At 37.8% G+C, this 17723-nt stretch carries 17 protein-coding genes; all 17 read right to left on the reverse strand.

Features of this window, described 5'->3' with window-relative positions; all coding sequences use genetic code 11:
- Nucleotides 1-121 precede the first annotated feature (121 nt).
- The 17 genes from sufU to J4O15_RS00325 all read right to left on the reverse strand — a co-directional run bounded on the left by sufU (nt 122) and on the right by J4O15_RS00325 (nt 17626).
- A complete protein-coding gene (sufU, locus tag J4O15_RS00245) occupies nt 122-544 on the reverse strand; it encodes a Fe-S cluster assembly sulfur transfer protein SufU (protein WP_208099276.1) in 423 nt (140 codons plus the stop codon).
- Nucleotides 537-1754, reverse strand: a complete 1218-nt coding sequence (locus tag J4O15_RS00250) for an aminotransferase class V-fold PLP-dependent enzyme (protein ID WP_208099277.1) — start codon at nt 1752-1754, stop codon at nt 537-539. Before J4O15_RS00250 ends, sufU begins: the two co-directional genes overlap by 8 nt.
- Nucleotides 1747-2802: a SufB/SufD family protein gene (locus J4O15_RS00255; protein ID WP_208099278.1), complete on the reverse strand. Its 1056-nt coding sequence runs from the start codon at nt 2800-2802 to the stop codon at nt 1747-1749. The genes J4O15_RS00250 and J4O15_RS00255 overlap by 8 nt, the downstream gene beginning before the upstream one ends.
- On the reverse strand, nt 2802-4208 hold the full coding sequence (gene sufB, locus J4O15_RS00260; RefSeq protein WP_009219548.1) for a Fe-S cluster assembly protein SufB: 1407 nt from the start codon (nt 4206-4208) through the stop codon (nt 2802-2804). The genes J4O15_RS00255 and sufB overlap by 1 nt, the downstream gene beginning before the upstream one ends.
- Nucleotides 4208-4966 carry a Fe-S cluster assembly ATPase SufC gene (sufC, locus tag J4O15_RS00265; protein ID WP_208099279.1) on the reverse strand — a complete coding sequence of 253 codons (759 nt, stop codon included), beginning with the start codon at nt 4964-4966 and terminating at the stop codon, nt 4208-4210. Before sufC ends, sufB begins: the two co-directional genes overlap by 1 nt.
- A 181-nt stretch (nt 4967-5147) precedes the next feature.
- Nucleotides 5148-6482: an NADP-specific glutamate dehydrogenase gene (gene gdhA, locus J4O15_RS00270; RefSeq protein ID WP_208099280.1), complete on the reverse strand. Its 1335-nt coding sequence runs from the start codon at nt 6480-6482 to the stop codon at nt 5148-5150.
- A gap of 194 nt (nt 6483-6676) precedes the next feature.
- Nucleotides 6677-7321, reverse strand: a complete 645-nt coding sequence (recO, locus tag J4O15_RS00275; protein ID WP_208099281.1) for a DNA repair protein RecO — start codon at nt 7319-7321, stop codon at nt 6677-6679.
- Between the two features lies 1 nt (nt 7322).
- Nucleotides 7323-8219, reverse strand: a complete 897-nt coding sequence (gene era, locus J4O15_RS00280) for a GTPase Era (RefSeq protein ID WP_208099282.1) — start codon at nt 8217-8219, stop codon at nt 7323-7325.
- Between the two features lie 11 nt (nt 8220-8230).
- On the reverse strand, nt 8231-11206 hold the full coding sequence (locus J4O15_RS00285; RefSeq protein ID WP_208099283.1) for an insulinase family protein: 2976 nt from the start codon (nt 11204-11206) through the stop codon (nt 8231-8233).
- A gap of 68 nt (nt 11207-11274) precedes the next feature.
- Nucleotides 11275-12081 carry a YdcF family protein gene (locus J4O15_RS00290; RefSeq protein WP_009219542.1) on the reverse strand — a complete coding sequence of 269 codons (807 nt, stop codon included), beginning with the start codon at nt 12079-12081 and terminating at the stop codon, nt 11275-11277.
- A gap of 10 nt (nt 12082-12091) precedes the next feature.
- Nucleotides 12092-13330 (reverse strand): peptidase U32 family protein, encoded by a 1239-nt coding sequence (locus J4O15_RS00295; RefSeq protein ID WP_208099284.1) that lies wholly within the window; start codon nt 13328-13330, stop codon nt 12092-12094.
- A gap of 2 nt (nt 13331-13332) precedes the next feature.
- Nucleotides 13333-13980, reverse strand: coding sequence for an O-methyltransferase (locus tag J4O15_RS00300; RefSeq protein ID WP_208099285.1), 648 nt, complete (start codon nt 13978-13980; stop codon nt 13333-13335).
- Nucleotides 13964-14362, reverse strand: coding sequence for an endolytic transglycosylase MltG (locus J4O15_RS00305; RefSeq protein WP_009219539.1), 399 nt, complete (start codon nt 14360-14362; stop codon nt 13964-13966). The genes J4O15_RS00300 and J4O15_RS00305 overlap by 17 nt, the downstream gene beginning before the upstream one ends.
- A 3-nt stretch (nt 14363-14365) precedes the next feature.
- Nucleotides 14366-16480 carry a ribonuclease J gene (locus J4O15_RS00310; protein WP_243761907.1) on the reverse strand — a complete coding sequence of 705 codons (2115 nt, stop codon included), beginning with the start codon at nt 16478-16480 and terminating at the stop codon, nt 14366-14368.
- Between the two features lie 40 nt (nt 16481-16520).
- Nucleotides 16521-16793 (reverse strand): DUF1292 domain-containing protein, encoded by a 273-nt coding sequence (locus J4O15_RS00315; protein WP_009219537.1) that lies wholly within the window; start codon nt 16791-16793, stop codon nt 16521-16523.
- The gene (ruvX, locus tag J4O15_RS00320; protein ID WP_208100245.1) at nt 16783-17199 is read right to left on the reverse strand and encodes a Holliday junction resolvase RuvX; all 417 of its coding nucleotides are present in this window, start codon (nt 17197-17199) and stop codon (nt 16783-16785) included. Before ruvX ends, J4O15_RS00315 begins: the two co-directional genes overlap by 11 nt.
- A 169-nt stretch (nt 17200-17368) precedes the next feature.
- On the reverse strand, nt 17369-17626 hold the full coding sequence (locus J4O15_RS00325) for an IreB family regulatory phosphoprotein (RefSeq protein ID WP_009219535.1): 258 nt from the start codon (nt 17624-17626) through the stop codon (nt 17369-17371).
- Nucleotides 17627-17723: the final 97 nt, after the last annotated feature.

Genomic DNA, 17723 nt, shown 5'->3' on the forward strand with positions numbered 1-17723 from the left:
TTTCATAAAATACTTATTATAATTTTATTTTACTCTTTTTATAACTATAGATTTCCCCTTTACCTGTATCTTTTTACACACAAAAAACAGGGACTTTTCATCCCTGTTTTTCATTTATTTATTATTTTAATAACTCTCCCATTGTATGCCAGCCAAGTACCGCACATTTTACTCGTGCAGGCATATGGGAGATATCTCTAAGGGCTCCGGCCTCATCAAGTTCCTCTATCTCTTCTTCAGTTGCTTCTCCCTTTATCATACGGAAAAACATATCTGAGAGTCTGATAGCTTCATCCTTTTCAAGACCTATTACCATATCAAGCATTATATCTGCTGAAGCCTGTGATATGGCACATCCGTCTCCTACGAAAGCACCGTCTTCTATGATGCCTTCATCACTCACTTTCAGCTTTAAAGTGATATGATCTCCACAGCTTGGATTTATACCGTCAAGTATAAGATTGGCATCTTCAAGGTCATGTTTATGATATGGTCTTAAATTATGCTCTGTCAGAATTTCATTATAAAAGGCTCTGTTACTCATCGTATCCCATCTCCTTTCTTATATCTAAAAGAGCAGCTGAGAGTGCATCTATCTCTTCTTTGGTATTATAAAAAGAAAGACTTGCCCTTGTAGTTGAATTTAATTTTAAATGTTGTAAAAGCGGCTGTGCACAGTGATGTCCGGCTCTTACCGCAATGCCCTTTGAATCAAGTATCGTTGATACATCATGCGGATGCACTCCCTCCAGTATAAAATTGATTATACCGTTATGCTTAGCAGGATCCTTTGAACCCAGTATTCTTATATACTTATTCTTTGAAAGTACCTCCATAGCATACTCACTAAGCTCTCTTTCGATACTCTCTATCTTCTCATAGCCTATGCTCTCGATATAGTCGATAGCCGCCGCAAGACCTACTGCACCTTCCGCATTTACTGTACCCGCCTCAAACTTATGAGGTAATGGCGCAAATGTAGCTTTTTCTTTGGTAACATATTCTATCATCTCCCCACCGCTAAGGAACGGAGGCATGGCATCAAGCAAAGCCTTCTTTCCATAGAGTACACCGATACCCATAGGTCCGCAAAGCTTATGCCCTGAGAAAGCAAAAAAATCCGCATCCAGTTCTTTTACATCTATTTTCTTATGAGGTATACTCTGTGCCCCGTCAATAACTACCACAGCCCCCACACTGTGAGCTTTTTTTATTATATACTCTATTGGCGTAGGTATGCCAAGTACATTTGAAATCTGTGTGCAGGCTACCAGTTTTGTGTTTTCATTGATTTTAGAATCTATCTCAGCCTTTGTAATTTCGCCGTCTTCCTCACAGTCAAGGAATACAAGTTTTGCTCCTGTAGCTCTTGCCACCATCTGCCATGGAAGCATATTTGAGTGATGCTCAAGTACACTTACCACTATCTCATCACCTGCTTTCACATTGCTTAAGCCATAGCTGTATGCCACAAGGTTTAAACTCTCCGAGGCATTTCTGGTAAAGATTATCTCTTCACTACCCGCTGCATTGATAAAATCTGCAACTTTTTTTCTGGCATTCTCATAATCCTGCGTGGCTTCCACACTAAGTTTATATACACCTCTTAGAGGATTGGCATTGTGATGCTTATAAAAATCATTTATTGCATCAAGTACCGCCTGAGGTCTTTGTGAGGTAGCGGCATTATCCATATATATAACATTATCTGATGCCAAAAGCGGAAAATCATCTCTGTATATACTCTTACTCATCTTCACTGCCTCCAAGATAAAGATTAATCTTCTCCTCAAGTGCTTCGTTTTCAAGCTTTTTGCTGACAGCATCTATTCTTGCTCTGGCCACCATCTTTGTAACGCTTTCTTTGTCCATACCTCTGGATGTAAGATAGAAAAGCATTTCCTTATCAAGATTTCCTATAGATGCACCATGTGTTCCAACTACATCTTCTTCGGCACAAAGTATTACCGGTATGCTCTGATTATGTATATGCTCACCAAGCAAAAGTACATCCTCTGATTCTTCTCCTGTAGCATCCTTGGCACCTCTCTTAAAGTCAATAGTGCCTCTTAGAAGCTTCTTTGAATTATCATTAAGTACTCCTGATGCAATCATCTTGCAATTACTTGATTTTCCTATATGATCCGCCACATAGTTTAAATCTATCTGATCCTCAGACTTACCATAGTAACCAAGCTCAGATATAAACTCACTTCTTTTTCCTACAAGGCTTGCTCTTGCGCCCGCAAATATCTTCTCTCCGCCAAGTAAGAGCTGTGTCAACTCAAATGAAGCATCCTTATCGACATTTGCACCTATATCATTGAGTGAAATATCATTATCCGCCTGTAAACCTACCTGATAAAGTTTCACTTTTGCATTTTTCTCCGCATATACAAAGGTCTGTACTGCCAGAGCACCTACATTTTCCTCATTTGAAGAGTAATCCATCCACACATTGACCTCACTGCCTTCCTGTGCATAGATATATACTCTCACCTTTGCAAGACCTTCCTTATCTCTGCATATATTTATATGGTTTTTTGAGCTTTCACCTGCAAGGGTATTTATAATAATCTCTTCACTTTCAGAGTCACAAAGCTCTGTCATATTTGCACCCATTCCTGTAGAAAGAGCCTTTAACTTTTCAATGTTCTCTTTTGAAAGCTCATTATTTGCATTTTCATTTAAAACTTTTATATTTGCACTGCCTGTTTCGCTCGGTATAGAAACAGCAGACTCATTCATCTTTAGCCATCTCCAGGTAAGAACCGGTATTTTGTTTAAAGTAATATCTCTCATTAACCAATACTTCCTTTCATCTCTAATTGAATGAGATTGTTCATCTCTACCGCATATTCAAGCGGCAACTCCTTAGATACATTATCGGCAAATCCGCTTACAATCATTGCCTTTGCATCCTCTTCACTTATACCTCTGTTCATCAGATAGAATACGGCATCATCACTGATTCTTCCGATTCTTGCCTCATGCCCTATATCGGCATCGGCACATCTGATATCCATAGCCGGTACTGTATCCGAACGTGATATATCATCCAGCATCAAAGACTCACAAGATACGGCTGCCTTTGAATGTTTTGCCTTTTCAGATACCACTACGGCACTTCTAAAGGTGGATGTACCTCCACCTTTTGAAATCGACTTAGTATTTATAAATGAAGATGTATCAGGTGCTGAATGTACTACCTTTGCACCTGTATCAAGATTTTGTCCTGCACCTGCAAATGTAATTCCTGTGAACTCCATTCTTGAGCCCTTACCCTTTAAAATACTCATAGGATAAAGATATGATACATGTGAACCGAATGATCCTGAAACCCATTCGATTCTTCCGCCCTCTTCCACAACAGCTCTCTTTGTATTGAGGTTGTACATATTTTTGGACCAGTTCTCAATAGTTGAATATCTTAGTCTTGCATTCTTTCCGACAAAGAGCTCCACACATCCTGCATGAAGATTTGCCACATTGTACTTAGGCGCCGAACATCCTTCTATAAAGTGAAGGTCCGCACCCTCATCCACTATAATAAGTGTATGCTCAAACTGTCCAGCACCTTTTGCATTAAGTCTGAAATATGATTGCAATGGAATATCCAGATGTACACCCTTCGGTACATATACAAATGATCCTCCTGACCACACCGCACCATGTAATGCAGCAAACTTATGGTCATTCGGCTTTACCAGCTTCATAAAATGCTTTTGAATCATATCCGCATATTCACTATGCATTGCACTTTCAAGGTCTGTATATACAACTCCCATCTGTGAAACTTCATCTCTTACATTGTGGTATACAAGTTCCGAATCATACTGTGCACCTACACCTGCCAAAGATTTTCTTTCAGCCTGTGGTATACCGAGTTTTTCAAAGGTATCCTTGATATCCTCAGGAACCTCTGACCACTTTGTCTTCATATGTGTATTAGGTCTTACATAAGTAACAATATTGTCAATATCAAGACCGTCTATAGAAGGACCCCATGGCGGAACTTCCATCTGATTATATATCTGTAATGCCTGCAATCTGAAATTCTGCATCCAGGCAGGATCGTTTTTTTCTTTTGAAATCTGAGACACTAACTCAGGTGTAAGACCTGCAGCTATCTTGAAGCTGTCCTTGTCTTCATTTCTAAAGTCATACATACTCCTGTTAATGTCTTCTACATATGTCTTTTCCTTCATTATCTGCTCTCCTGAATATACTTTTCAAATCCATGCTTATTGATTTCCTCAACCAAAGAAGCATCTCCTGTCTTTATGATTTTTCCTTCTACCATAATATGTGTATAGTCAACCTTTAATGACTCAAGTATTCTTGTACTGTGAGTGATTATAAGGAGAGCACCGTCTTTTTTCTTTTGATACTCCTTGATACCTGCCGAAACCGTTCTTACAGCATCGACATCAAGTCCGGAGTCTGTCTCATCAAGTATTGCCAGCTTCGGTGAAAGCATAAGAAGCTGTAATATCTCAGCCTTTTTCTTCTCACCGCCTGAAAATCCTACATTCAAGGCTCTGTTGGCATACTCGCTGTCCATATTTAAGACTTCCATATCCTTTGCCAGATCCTTTTTAAACTGCATCATTTTAACCCTCTTGCCGCTCACAGACTCCACTGCATTTCTGATAAAACTGCCAAGTGGAAGTCCCGGCACCTCAAGCGGATTTTGGAATGATAAAAACATTCCCGCCTTTGCACGTTTATCAGCCGATTCATCAACTATATTCTTTCCGTCAAATATAATTTCTCCGCTATTTGCAACATATCTCGGGTTTCCCATAAGAGCATAGCCGAGAGTTGACTTACCTGCTCCGTTCGGTCCCATAAGGACATGTGTTTCACCTTTTTTAATCTCTATATTTACTCCATGAAGAATTTCTTTTAAATTCTCATCATCTTCTATGGAAACTGTTAAATTATTTACATTTAATAATGACATTGATTTTTCCTTTCACCAATCCCCTTGAGCTTTAGGGGTAATATAATAATAGTATTATAATGTTCTATTATTTGCATAATTGGATTTTAAAGCTTAATTCCTAGTAAGTCAATAGGATTTAAAAAAAAGCCCTCAAAAAAGGGCTTTTAAATGCTTATGTATTTAATTTTGTACAATATTATTATACGATACCCTGAGCGATCATTGCATTTGCAACCTTCTCAAAACCTGCAATATTTGCACCTGCCACATAATTGCCTTCCTGATTGTATCTCTTGGCGGCATCATCCACCTTGGCAAAAATATCCTTCATAATAGTCTTTAACTTATCATCCACCTCTTCAAAGCTCCATGAAATTCTCATTGCATTCTGGCTCTGCTCAAGTCCCGATACAGACACACCGCCTGCATTTGAAGCCTTACCCGGCATAAATAAAACATCGTTGTCCTGAAGATATTTTGTTGCTTCAAGTGTTGTAGGCATATTTGCGCCCTCCGCCACAGCAAAGCAACCATTGGCTACAAGTGCCTTTACACCCTCAAGGTCAAGCTCGTTTTGAGTAGCACATGGAAGATAGATATCGCATTTGATATTCCAGATTCCCTTACCCTGTGTATATTTGGCAGAAGGTACTCTATTTGCATACTCTGAAATTCTCTGTCTTTTTACTTCCTTGATATCCTTAACAATATCAAGCTGTATTCCGTTCTCATCATATATATATCCGTTTGAATCACAAAGTGCTACAACCTTTGCACCCAGCTGCTGTGCTTTTTCTATAGCATAGATTGCAACATTTCCGGAGCCTGTAACAATTACCGTCTTACCGGAAAGTTCCTTATTATTTGCCTTAAGCATTTCATCCAAAATATATACAAGACCGTAGCCTGTAGCCTCTTTTCTTGCAAGAGAACCGCCAAAAGGAATTCCCTTTCCTGTAAGAACACCCTCAAATAATGTTGTAAGTCTCTTATATTGTCCGAAAAGATATCCTACCTCTCTTGCACCGACACCGATATCACCTGCCGGTACATCCGTATCTTTTCCGATATGCTTATAAAGCTCATTCATAAAGCTCTGACAAAATGCCATTACTTCTCTGTCCGATTTTCCCTTAGGATCAAAGTTTGAACCGCCTTTTCCTCCACCCATCGGAAGACCTGTAAGTGAGTTTTTAAGCACCTGCTCAAATCCGAGGAATTTAAGTATTGACTGATTTACTGTCGGATGGAAACGAAGTCCTCCCTTGTAAGCACCGATTGCATTATTAAACTGTACACGGTATCCCTTATTTACCTGCACATTGCCATTATCATCCACCCATGGCACTCTGAAAGAGATTATTCTCTCAGGCTCTACAAGTCTTTCTAAAATACCGTTTTTTCTGTAAAGTTCCTCATTAGCATCAACCACAAGCTTTAAAGACTCCAAAACTTCCTTAACAGCTTGATGAAACTCAGGCTCATTAGGATTTGCGGCTACAACTTTTTCTAAAATTTCTTCAACATATGACATAATTTTAACCTCCAGGCTCTATCGTCCCTACACGCCGGTATAGCAGTGTTTTTACACAATAGCTTACACTGCATCGGCGAAAATAAAAAAGGCAAAGACTCCCTATATAGCTATATAGGCGTCTTTGCCGAATACAAAATATTTTATCAAAATTATTTTAAATGTCAATAGTGAATCAAAAAAATGTCTGAGCATCATAAAATATCCTGTAAGATATCAAGCGAATGAAAATGCCTGTCGATATATTTTTTTATCATAATATCCACAGTCTTTTCGATCTCAGTCAAAGCTTCCTCCGTTATTACAAAGTTAAAAAGCTTTTCAGGCTTTGAATATATAATATATTCCCAAGTATATAGGGCGGTCTTATCCTTCATCCCCGAATGCAAATCATATTCACCGTTTATTGTCATCAGCTTCAGTTCAAAAATGCGCCTTACCAGTCTGTTCGGTATAGACTTTTTTGTTAAGGCCGAAAGTGTGTAATAGATAAGCTTTAAGCTTTCTATATCAACCAAGGCTTCCTTTGTATAATAGTCAAGCATCTCAAGAAAATATGTGCCGTAGCAGGTGCTTTCAATATCGGAACTTACCTCTTCAAAATAATTGGCTATATCCGCATTTACGATATTATAGGAATCTCTGCCCTCAAACAGCTTAAACTTGCCATAGGCAAATATCCTTGCAAATCCCATCATTTGGTTATTGATTCGTCTTGCGCCTCTTGCAAAGGCATATACCTTGCCCCTCTCCTTTGTAAAGATGGTAACTCTCCTGTCAAAATCTCCAATGGGCATTGATTTTATCACAATGCCCGTCAATTCAACAAAATCTCTCAAATTATAAATCCTTTGGATTATAGCCGAAATTCTTCATTTGCACATCCGAATCTCTCCACTTAGGTCTTACCTTTACCCACAGTTTCAGATTCACCCTTGCTTCCAAAAGCCCCTCTATATCCTTTCTTGCGGCAGTCCCGATTCTTTTAAGCATACTGCCTGCTTTTCCTATAATTATCCCCTTATGAGAATCCTTCTCGCATACAATGGCTGCCTCTATATCGACCATATCTCCCGAATCTCTGTAGGAAAATGTATCTATTTCCACAGCTATACCATGAGGTATCTCCTCCTGCAAAAATCTGAGTGCTTTTTCTCTAATAAGCTCCGCAGCTATCTGCTTTATAGGCTGATCTGTAACAGTATCTTCATCATAATACATAGGGCCTTCCGAAAGATATTTAAAAATAATTTCAAGAAGTTTATCCGTATTTGTTCCTTTCAGTGCAGACACCGGCACTACCTCGGCAAATTTCATTTTAGAAGAATATTTGGCGATTACAGCCAACATATCCTCCTTTTGCTTTAGGGAATCCATCTTATTGATGGCAAGTATTACAGGCACCTCCACATTTGACAGGATTTCAAATATATGCTCATCTCCCTCTCCTATAAAGGTATTCGGTTCTATAAGCCAGAGTACCATATCCACATCTCTTAGAGTTCTTGTAGATACCTTTACCATATACTCTCCAAGCTTATTTTTTGCCTTATGTATACCCGGAGTATCAAGAAATACTATCTGACCTCTTTCATCCGTAAATACTGTCTGTATCCTGTTTCTTGTGGTCTGCGGCTTATTTGATGTTATAGCTATCTTCTGTCCTATAAGCGTATTCATCAATGTTGATTTTCCTACATTCGGTCTCCCGATAAGAGCGACAAAACCTGATTTCATATTTTCTCCTATCAATCCTTATAAAGATGCTTTACCTCTTTGAAAAGTTCCCTGTCCTTTTCTATCATATCTTCATTTCCTATGGCACAGATAAGTTTATCTGAAAGTACAGACTCAAGAAGCGGCACCAACGCCCTTATATCCTCTTCACAGGTATTCAGCACTTCTTCCCTTTCCTGTACCATATCCTCATATCTTACCTTTGAATAGTATGCACTAAGTCCCTTCATACCCTCTCTGGCAGGTGTCAAAGGAGTATCAAGCTCACTTATGGCGCCTATAACGGACTTTGTCATTTCTCTTTCATTGGCGGTAAAGTTTTTTGCATATTCAATTATGCCCTCATATATTTTATTGGTATTTGCCATATTCGGATCTCTGTATGAAACAAAGCCCGAATTTCCGCTTTTTCCAAAGATTGCACTGCAACCGTAAGCGCCACCCTTTACTCTGATATTATTCCACAGATAGTCATAGCTTAGCAACACCTTAAATACCCTGAGTACACCGGTATACTTAAAGCCGTGATTTACAAAGTTTCCAAATCTGGCAACATAGTTTACTCTTGAAGCTGTACCGAAACCTTCATTTTTTACCTCGGTTTGCAAAACATATTTTTCACGATTATCCTTTTCTTTTTCAAGACTCTCCGCCAAAACCTCTATTCCGTCAAATGCGGTTTTATATCCTTCTTCATCACATATTGTATGTAATAAAAGATTATTTATATTAAAGATCTTTTTTGATAATTTTAAAAGGTTCTCATAAATCTTTTCAAAATCTTTTTCCAAATCTATCGACTCAAGGAAGTTAAGATATGAAATACCCTTTGTCAAATCTCCAAATAAAAGCTCCTTTGAAATATAGGAACCTGCTCTGTTCAGTGCGGTCATATGTCCTGATGATACCAGCCTGTCCTTAAGTCCTGATTTTACCTCCGCAATTATATCCTTAATCCTCTTTTTATCATCCAGCTTTGACATTGTAAGCACCTCACTGACAGTGGAATAAAGCCAACTCTCTTTTCCGTACAAAATTTTTGCATTTACACAGAAAAGAAATGAATGTTCTATAGGATTTGAATTGGTGGTAACTGTTTCTATTGAATACGCTATTCCGCCTGAATTTAAGTTTACACTTGTTGACAGTGATGAGTAGCTCTGCTTTTTTGTATCAATATATCCAAGTATTTCCCTTAAGAGTGCGATATGTTTTATTTCCTCTTCATTTGCAAAATCAATATTAAAAACAAATTTTAAATAATTGATACCTGTTGTGGATACATTTGAATATATTACAGGTATCTTCTTACCCGCAGCTTCTACCTCCGTCTCTTTATATACAGGCATTTTTACTTCCCTGCTTATATCGTCCCTGCTAAGCATAGGTATCTTAAGTAATGCCTCCTCGCTTGACGGCTCCGACTGATATTTTTTTAATGCTATTGTATCATCATATATCTTTTTAAGCTCTTCCTTTGATAAAGTGGCTTTTAATTCTTTCAGCTTTTCCTTAAGCTCCTGATCTTTCTTTGTGGTAAGTCCTTTTTTAGGTACCATGGTAACTATTGCGGTGTTCTTATTATCCAGCAGATATTTCTTTATTAAGTTTTCAAAATAATTATTATCTGTTTCTTCTCTCAAAGTTTTAAAGATACCTTCAAATCTCAGATGCTTTGTAGGATCATCATCATACAGCCAGGTGTCAAAACTTGAAAGACCGTACATAAGTCCCTTAGGATATGAGCCGTAATCGGCTTCTCTTGCCTTAAACTCAAATATATTCATGGCAGCCTTTATAGCTTCCCTATCAAGTCCCTCATCCGCAAGCTTTCTTAGAGTTCCCTCTATAACAGCAAGGAACTCAGCCTTTCTGTCAAGATTTGTATTCTTTGCAATTACTCCGAAATACGGCTCCAATATACCGTTTGCATAGCCTCCATATACATCCTCTCCTATACCGGCATCTATAAGCGCCTGTCTGAGTGCCGCTCCCGGTACATCTAAGAGTACATATTCAAGTATCTGAAAGCCCATATAAAGGATAGGATCAAGCTCACCTCCAACCAAAGTACTCCATGAAAGATATGTTGCATCCTCCTCACTCTGTGCTTCTGTAATAGGATACTCAAAGTTTTCTTCTCTGATATTTTCAAGTTCTTTTACATTTTCTATCTTTGAGTCCACAAATCTATACTCGAACTTATCAAGGTATTCCCTGTCTATACGCTCAAGCTTCTTTGCCATATCCATATCTCCATACAGATAGATATATGAATTTGAAGGATGGTAGTATTTCGAATGCATATCCAAAAACTTTTCATATGTCAATGAAGGAATATAATCAGGATCTCCTCCCGATTCTTCTCCATAGGAATGTCCCTTAAACAAGGTCTTTGTTATAGCCCTTTCAAGCACACTGTCGGCTGAGGAAAAAGCACCCTTCATTTCATTATATACTACACCGTTCAGTATAATATCTCCGTTTTCATCAGGATTGCCCTTTTCATCCACCAATTCATAATGCCAACCCTCCTGTCTGAATATTTTCTCCTCAGTATATACATTCGGATACAATACCGCATCCAGATAAACATCCACCAGATTGTCAAAATCCTTATCATTACAGGATGCCACAGGGTAGACTGTTTTATCCGGATATGTTATCGCATTCAAAAATGTATTAAGTGAGCCCTTTACAAGCTCTACAAAAGGATCTTTTGCCGGAAACTTCTTTGAACCGCAAAGCACCGAATGTTCGAGAATATGCGCCACTCCGGTGGAATCCTTTGAAGGCGTTCTAAAGCCTATGGTAAAGACCTTATTATCATCATCCGCCAACATACAAAATACTCTTGCCTTTGTCTTTTTATGTTCAAGAATAACCGCTCTTGCACTTAATTCCTCTATATCCGATACCGTTTTTATCTCATATGCAGATAATTCTTTTATATTTTTTACCTGCTCATCCATATTGTAATTTTTCAATATTTTCCTCCTAAATATGATTATATCCACCTTTATATAGGACCTCCTTTGTGAGAATCCTATAAATGCTACATATAACCTAAAAACTTGTACTTTAAAATCGCAAATGTTTCTCTGACCAACATATGTAAGTATAAAATATTATTGGAACCTGCCCTGATAGGGAAAACCTGTGTATAACCCAGTTTCTTTGCTACATGCATTGCTCTGAAAATATGAAAATCATTTGTCAAAATACCTATTGTCTGAGGTCTGTCCTCCACCTCAAGAACCGACCTTACATCATTTACAATTGTAATATCGGCATTCCTTTTCATATCCACATTATATTTATCTATCAAAGCCTTGGAATATATCAGATTTTCTCTGGTATTATGCGACTCCGTTTCCACCAGGATATTGTTCGCATCTACACCTCTTTCTATTAGATAATCCGCCATTTCCAATGATTCAATTATTTCTTCTTTTCTAAGTCCCCCACTTATTATAATAGTTGTATCGGGGTTTTTATCAATATAATCTATAGCCTTATCCAGTCGGTATTTTGCCTGGCTTCCCTCATTTTCCATATCCGGCTTTGAGCCCAGCACAATCAAAAAGTCCAGTCCGCTCTCATCCTCCTTTGGCAATGACAGAGCTATTACTATTGATGTTATAATAAAAATAAGAACTCCAAGAGTCGCCAAAGTATAGACAGATACCACAGACCACAATGGAATTCTCTTATTTAGATAAAATTTGATAAGTTTACCCAGGGCAAAAAATACAAATGCAAACACATACCATATGTAATTTTGCAATTCCAAAAAGCCTGTCATAATAATAACCGCTGTTCCATATAACCCACATAATACACTAAGTATAAATGCAATCATTATACCTCCATTATTCTCTTTCGGGATTATAAACTCTTAATATATCTCCTTCTTCTGCTACCTGTTTATCAAATGTCACTTTCAAAAGTTGCATAGGATGTGGGGCATTATCCATCTTTTCTTCATTTTCATCCTCAATGGATTCTACATATAGAGATATATTTTCACCGTTTTTTTTCATAACCTCTATATTATCTCCTACAAAGAATCTGTTTTTTTGATTAAATACCGCCCTTCCTTTTTCGTCCACTTCATTAACGGTGCCTATGTATATATAATTTTTAACATAGGTATTGCTGTCATATATTTGTGTATCACTATCCGGCTTACCGAAGAAAAATCCTGTGGTAAACTCTCTGTAAGTGCATTTTCCTATCTCTGATTTATACCATTCCAGATTTTCTTTAAAAGTCTCAGGTGATTTTAAATAATCATCTATCGCCTTTCTATATGTTCTTGCAACGGTTGTCACATACAGCGCCGTCTTCATCCTTCCCTCTATTTTAAAGCTGTCGATGCCAGCTTCTATAAGTTCGGGAATATATTCAATCATGCATAAATCTTTGGAATTAAAGATATATGTACCTCTTTCATTTTCATATACAGGCATATACTCTCCCGGTCTTTTCTCCTCCACTACAGAATACTTCCATCTGCATGAATGAGTACATTCACCCTTATTGGCATCCTTTCCTGTAAAGAAATTACTTAATAAGCATCTTCCCGAATATGACATACACATAGCTCCATGTACAAATGTTTCTATCTCCATCTCTTCAGGAATATTTTCTCTGATCTTTTTTATCTCCTCAAGTGAAAGTTCTCTGGCTGTAACCACTCTTGTTGCTCCAAGCTTCCACCAAAAAAGATATGTTCCGTAATTTGTATTATTTGCCTGTGTGGAAATATGAATCTCCACCTCCGGCCATACTTCCTTTGCTATGGTAAATATACCGGGATCCGATATTATCAAAGCATCCGGACCTATTTTTTTAAGCTCCTCAAAATAACCTCTTGCCGCTTCCAAATCCTCATTATGTCCCAGAATATTTGCCGTCACATAGACCTTTTTCCCTCTTTTATGAGCATAATCTATGCCGGCTTTCATATCCTCTTTACTAAAGTTTTTTGCCTTTGCTCTAAGGCTGAAAAACTCACCTCCTATATATACCGCATCTGCACCGTAATCTATTGCCACCTTAAGGTTTTCAAGATTGCCTGCGGGTATCAAAAGTTCCAAACTTCTCAAGCTTACCTCCTGTTTTTGCTGAGTAAAACTCCATCTCCTATTGAAAATATCCATGATTCCAATGTCTCATCATGTAAAAGAAGATAAATATATTCTCTCATTCTCTTATATATAGTCTTATCTCTTTTTCTTATTGCAAAGGAAGACTCTAATAAGTCTCCCTCCTGCAAACAATTATCTGAGAAAATCATTCCATTATCTTTCAAAAGAGCCTTTACCGTCGGCAGCCAGTTAATATACTGTGCTTTGGCTGCATCCATAAAAATGAAATCAAACTTTTCATTTTCTTTTACCAGTTTCTCAAGGATATCCCCTGCATCTCCCTCAAGTACTTTAGCTCTGTTTGTAAGATTGGTATATTTAATATTTTTTACAGCTTCTTCCACTCTCTCAGGCATTTTTTCAATAGTTACTATATTCGCATCGGAATTTTCCAGCATAACTATAGCTGAATACCCTGTAGCGCAGCCAATCTCTAAAATAGACTCCGGCTTTTGCATTTTTAAAACAAATTTCAAAAGATTTTCGGTATCTCTTTTTATTATCGGGATATAATTTTCCCTAGCTTTTTCTCTTACTTTTTCTACAGGCTCTGAATTCACCGGAGAAATAATATCCAGATATTCCAAAATCTTAGGATTTGTTATCATTTATATTCTTCTCCAAAACACCTTCATCAATCATTTCCAGTATCTCTCTGGATGTTTGTGAGGTATTAAAGGTATATTCACCTGTATGCATTCTGATATCAAAAAATCTTGCCTGTATTTCAAATGAAAATTTATTTTCTATAACACCCTTATCATATAGAGTGTCTGCCAATTTATCAAAACTCATTCCCTCTGCTACATTCACCTGTATATTTCTTCCCGGAGGTGAATCGACACTCGAAGCATAGAATACACTATGCCCGAATTTATAAGCAAAAGGTATACCGGCAATCAATACAAGCACCAGAATATATACCACTATTCTTCCAAAAAAAGAAGCAACTCTCTTTTTGGTTTTATTTGATGTAGTTTCTTTGCTCATTTATCAATGTATCTCCATTATTATCGGCAATATCACAGGATTTCTCTTCATCCTCTTCCACAAAAACTCGCTCAAAGAATCTCTTACAACATTCTTTATTTTTGACCAGTCTGTGATTCTTGCATGAAGACAATCCGCAACAGCCTCTCTCACGACCGCACTCGCTTCATTCATCAAATCCGTGGACTCTCTTACATATACAAATCCTCTGGATACTATATCCGGACCTGAAAGAAGTCTGTTGGTTCCATGTTCAAGGCTCATTGCCACTATTATTATACCGTTTTGTGACAAACTCTGTCTGTCACGAAGCACTATGTTTCCTACATCACCTACACCGAGACCGTCTACAAACACTCCTCCGGCTTCCACATGACCTGTTATCTTACAGGAATCCTCACTAAGTTCCACTACATCACCGCTTGACATTATAAGTACATTTTCACTCGGTATGCCTACAGCCTCAGCAAGCCCCTTTCCTGCCATCAAATGTCTGTACTCTCCATGCACAGGAAGTGCAAATTTCGGCTTTAAAAGTGAATACATAAGCTTTATTTCTTCCTGACAAGCGTGACCGGATACATGGGTATCCTGGAAGATTACCTCAGCGCCCTTCATAGACAGTTCATTTATAACCTTTGAAACCGCCTTCTCATTTCCCGGTATCGGTGTTGAACTCATTATTATAACATCTTCCGGCACTATCTCCACTTTTCTATGTATGGATGATGCCATTCTTGAAAGGGCAGCCATTGACTCTCCCTGACTTCCTGTGGTGATAATAACAGTCTTTTCAAGAGGATAATCCTTTAAATGGTCAATATCTATAAGTGTACCCTCAGGAATATCAATATATCCCAGGTCTGCGGCAGTTCCGATAACATTTACCATACTTCTTCCTTCCACTACCACTTTCCTGTCATATTTATATGCGGTATTTATTATTTGTTGCACTCTGTCCACATTTGAGGCAAAAGTGGCAACTATAATTCTACTGTCTCTATGCTCCGCAAATATAAGATCAAATGTCTTTCCTACAGTCTTTTCAGACATGGTAAAGCCCGGTCTTGTGGCATTTGTGGAGTCTGAGAGCATTGCAAGACAACCTGCCTTACCTATTTCAGCCATCCTTCCAAGATCCGCCGGATCTCCGAATACAGGTGTATAGTCCACCTTAAAATCTCCGGTATGGAATATAGTACCTGCCGGTGTAAATATAGCTAAAGATGCCGCATCCGCAATAGAGTGATTGGTCTTTACAAACTCAACCTTAAAATCTCCCAGATTTACATTATCTCCATATTTTACTATATTAAGCTTTGCACTGTCTTCTATCTGATGTTCCTTTAATTTCTTTTCAATAAGCGCACAGGTAAGTCTTGTGCCGTACACAGGTACATTCAGCTGTTTTAAAATATAAGGCAGCGCACCTATATGGTCCTCATGACCATGTGTTATACAAAATCCCTTTACCTTAAGATAATTGTCCTTCAAATATGTGATATCGGGAATTACCAAATCAATTCCAAGCATGTCATCACTCGGGAATGCCAATCCGCAGTCCACAACTATTATGCTGTCATCATATTCAAATGCCGTGATATTCATACCTATCTGCTCAAGTCCACCCAGCGGTATGATTTTCACCTTTTTAGCCGCCTTCTTGGTTCTGCCTCTTTTCTTTTTATTCTCCATGAGAATACTTGATACCTGCTCTGCCAAAGACGGTACATTCTTGTCTGCCGGTCCTACATATCTTGCCTTTGTCTTTTTTGTTTCAGCCTCAGCCTTTGTTTCTAAAGTTTCCTTTTTTGTATCCGAAGCTTTTGTTTTTTTTGCAGCTGTCTTTTTTACTGTCTTAGTATCAGCCGCTTTACTCTCTTCTACAGCTTTTGTACCAGCTTCAACGCTCTTTTCCTTAGCGGTACTTTTTTTCTGCCCTGTAGTCTTTTTATTACCCTGTTCATGCTTTAATCTTGCATTTACCGTTTTTTCTTTTTTTACTTTCTTTTCTGGAACAATATCACTCAGTTCATTTGCACCGGCTTCAATAAGTTCCTTGCTTTCCTGTCTTATCCTTTGCATATTCAGCAACGGATTTTTTTCGTTCTCGTTCAAATCTTATTCCTTTCCATTCTTAAATATATTCACATATAGATCATCTTGTGATTTCTACATCTTCACCATTCATCATCTTTTCAAATATTTCAAATACCGCATTGAGCTCTTTGTCATCCTCTACAAAGATAAAATTCGCCTCTTCATCCTCCTTGGCGGAAATATCCTTCATAATATAGCATTCGCCGTTCTCATCTTCGATGCTGTCTGTTACAAGTATATAACTGACTCCGTTTAACTTGGTTTCTTCAATTATATTTAATTCAATATTTTCTCCATCCTCCGATAAGAAAGATATATTGTTATTTTCCATTTTCCTTCTCCATATATTCTTTTAAAATAATACCTGCTGCTATTTGGTCTATAAACTGTTTTCTATCCTGCTTTTTTACTCCCGATTCATCAAGTATCTCATCCGCTTCCACTGTTGTAAGTCTCTCATCCTGCATCACAATGGGTATATCCACTCTTAATTTAAGCTTTTCCACAAATTCCAAAGTAAGAGCGGCTCTCTCTCCGCTTCTTCCGTCCATATTTATAGGAAGCCCCACCACTATCTTTTTAATATCCTTTTCTCTTACTATCTCGGCAATTCTTGCCAGAGATCTTCTAAGCTTGTTTTCTCCACTTCTCTCAATGGTCTCAAGAGGCTGTGCTGTAAGTCCCAAAGCATCACTTATAGCAACACCTATAGTCTTTGAACCATAATCAAGTCCCATGATTCTTTCTTTCAAATTCACCTCTAAACTTTCAATACTGTAAAAAGAAGTCCACCGTCAAGCAAACTTCCTCATACATTTTATCCCATACTGCTAAATATGTTTTATTGTATGACCCAGCCTCAGAAGGTCCATCACGCGGCTTGTTAAGATAATATCTTAAAAAAGTTTAACTGAAATTCTTGTCAATATAGGTTTTTAACAACTCTTCAACTATCTCATCACGCTCTACCTTCATGATAAGACTTCTTGCACTCTTATGGCTCGTGATATATGTCGGATCTCCTGACATCACATAGCCAACTATCTGATTCAACGGATTATATCCCTTTTCTGTCAAAGCTTCATACACAAGCTTCAATACTTCATTTACATCCATCTTATTTTCTTGTACTGCCCTAAAATATTGTGTATTTTGAACATCCATATCATCACGCTTCCTTTTCTAATAAACTTAATTTTATACGATTTAAGGTCATATTGCAATATTATTTTTATATTATAAATTTATCTCTCCTAAGTTC

The sequence above is a fragment of the Lachnoanaerobaculum sp. Marseille-Q4761 genome, assembly GCF_017565785.1.
Classification (GTDB): domain Bacteria; phylum Bacillota; class Clostridia; order Lachnospirales; family Lachnospiraceae; genus Lachnoanaerobaculum.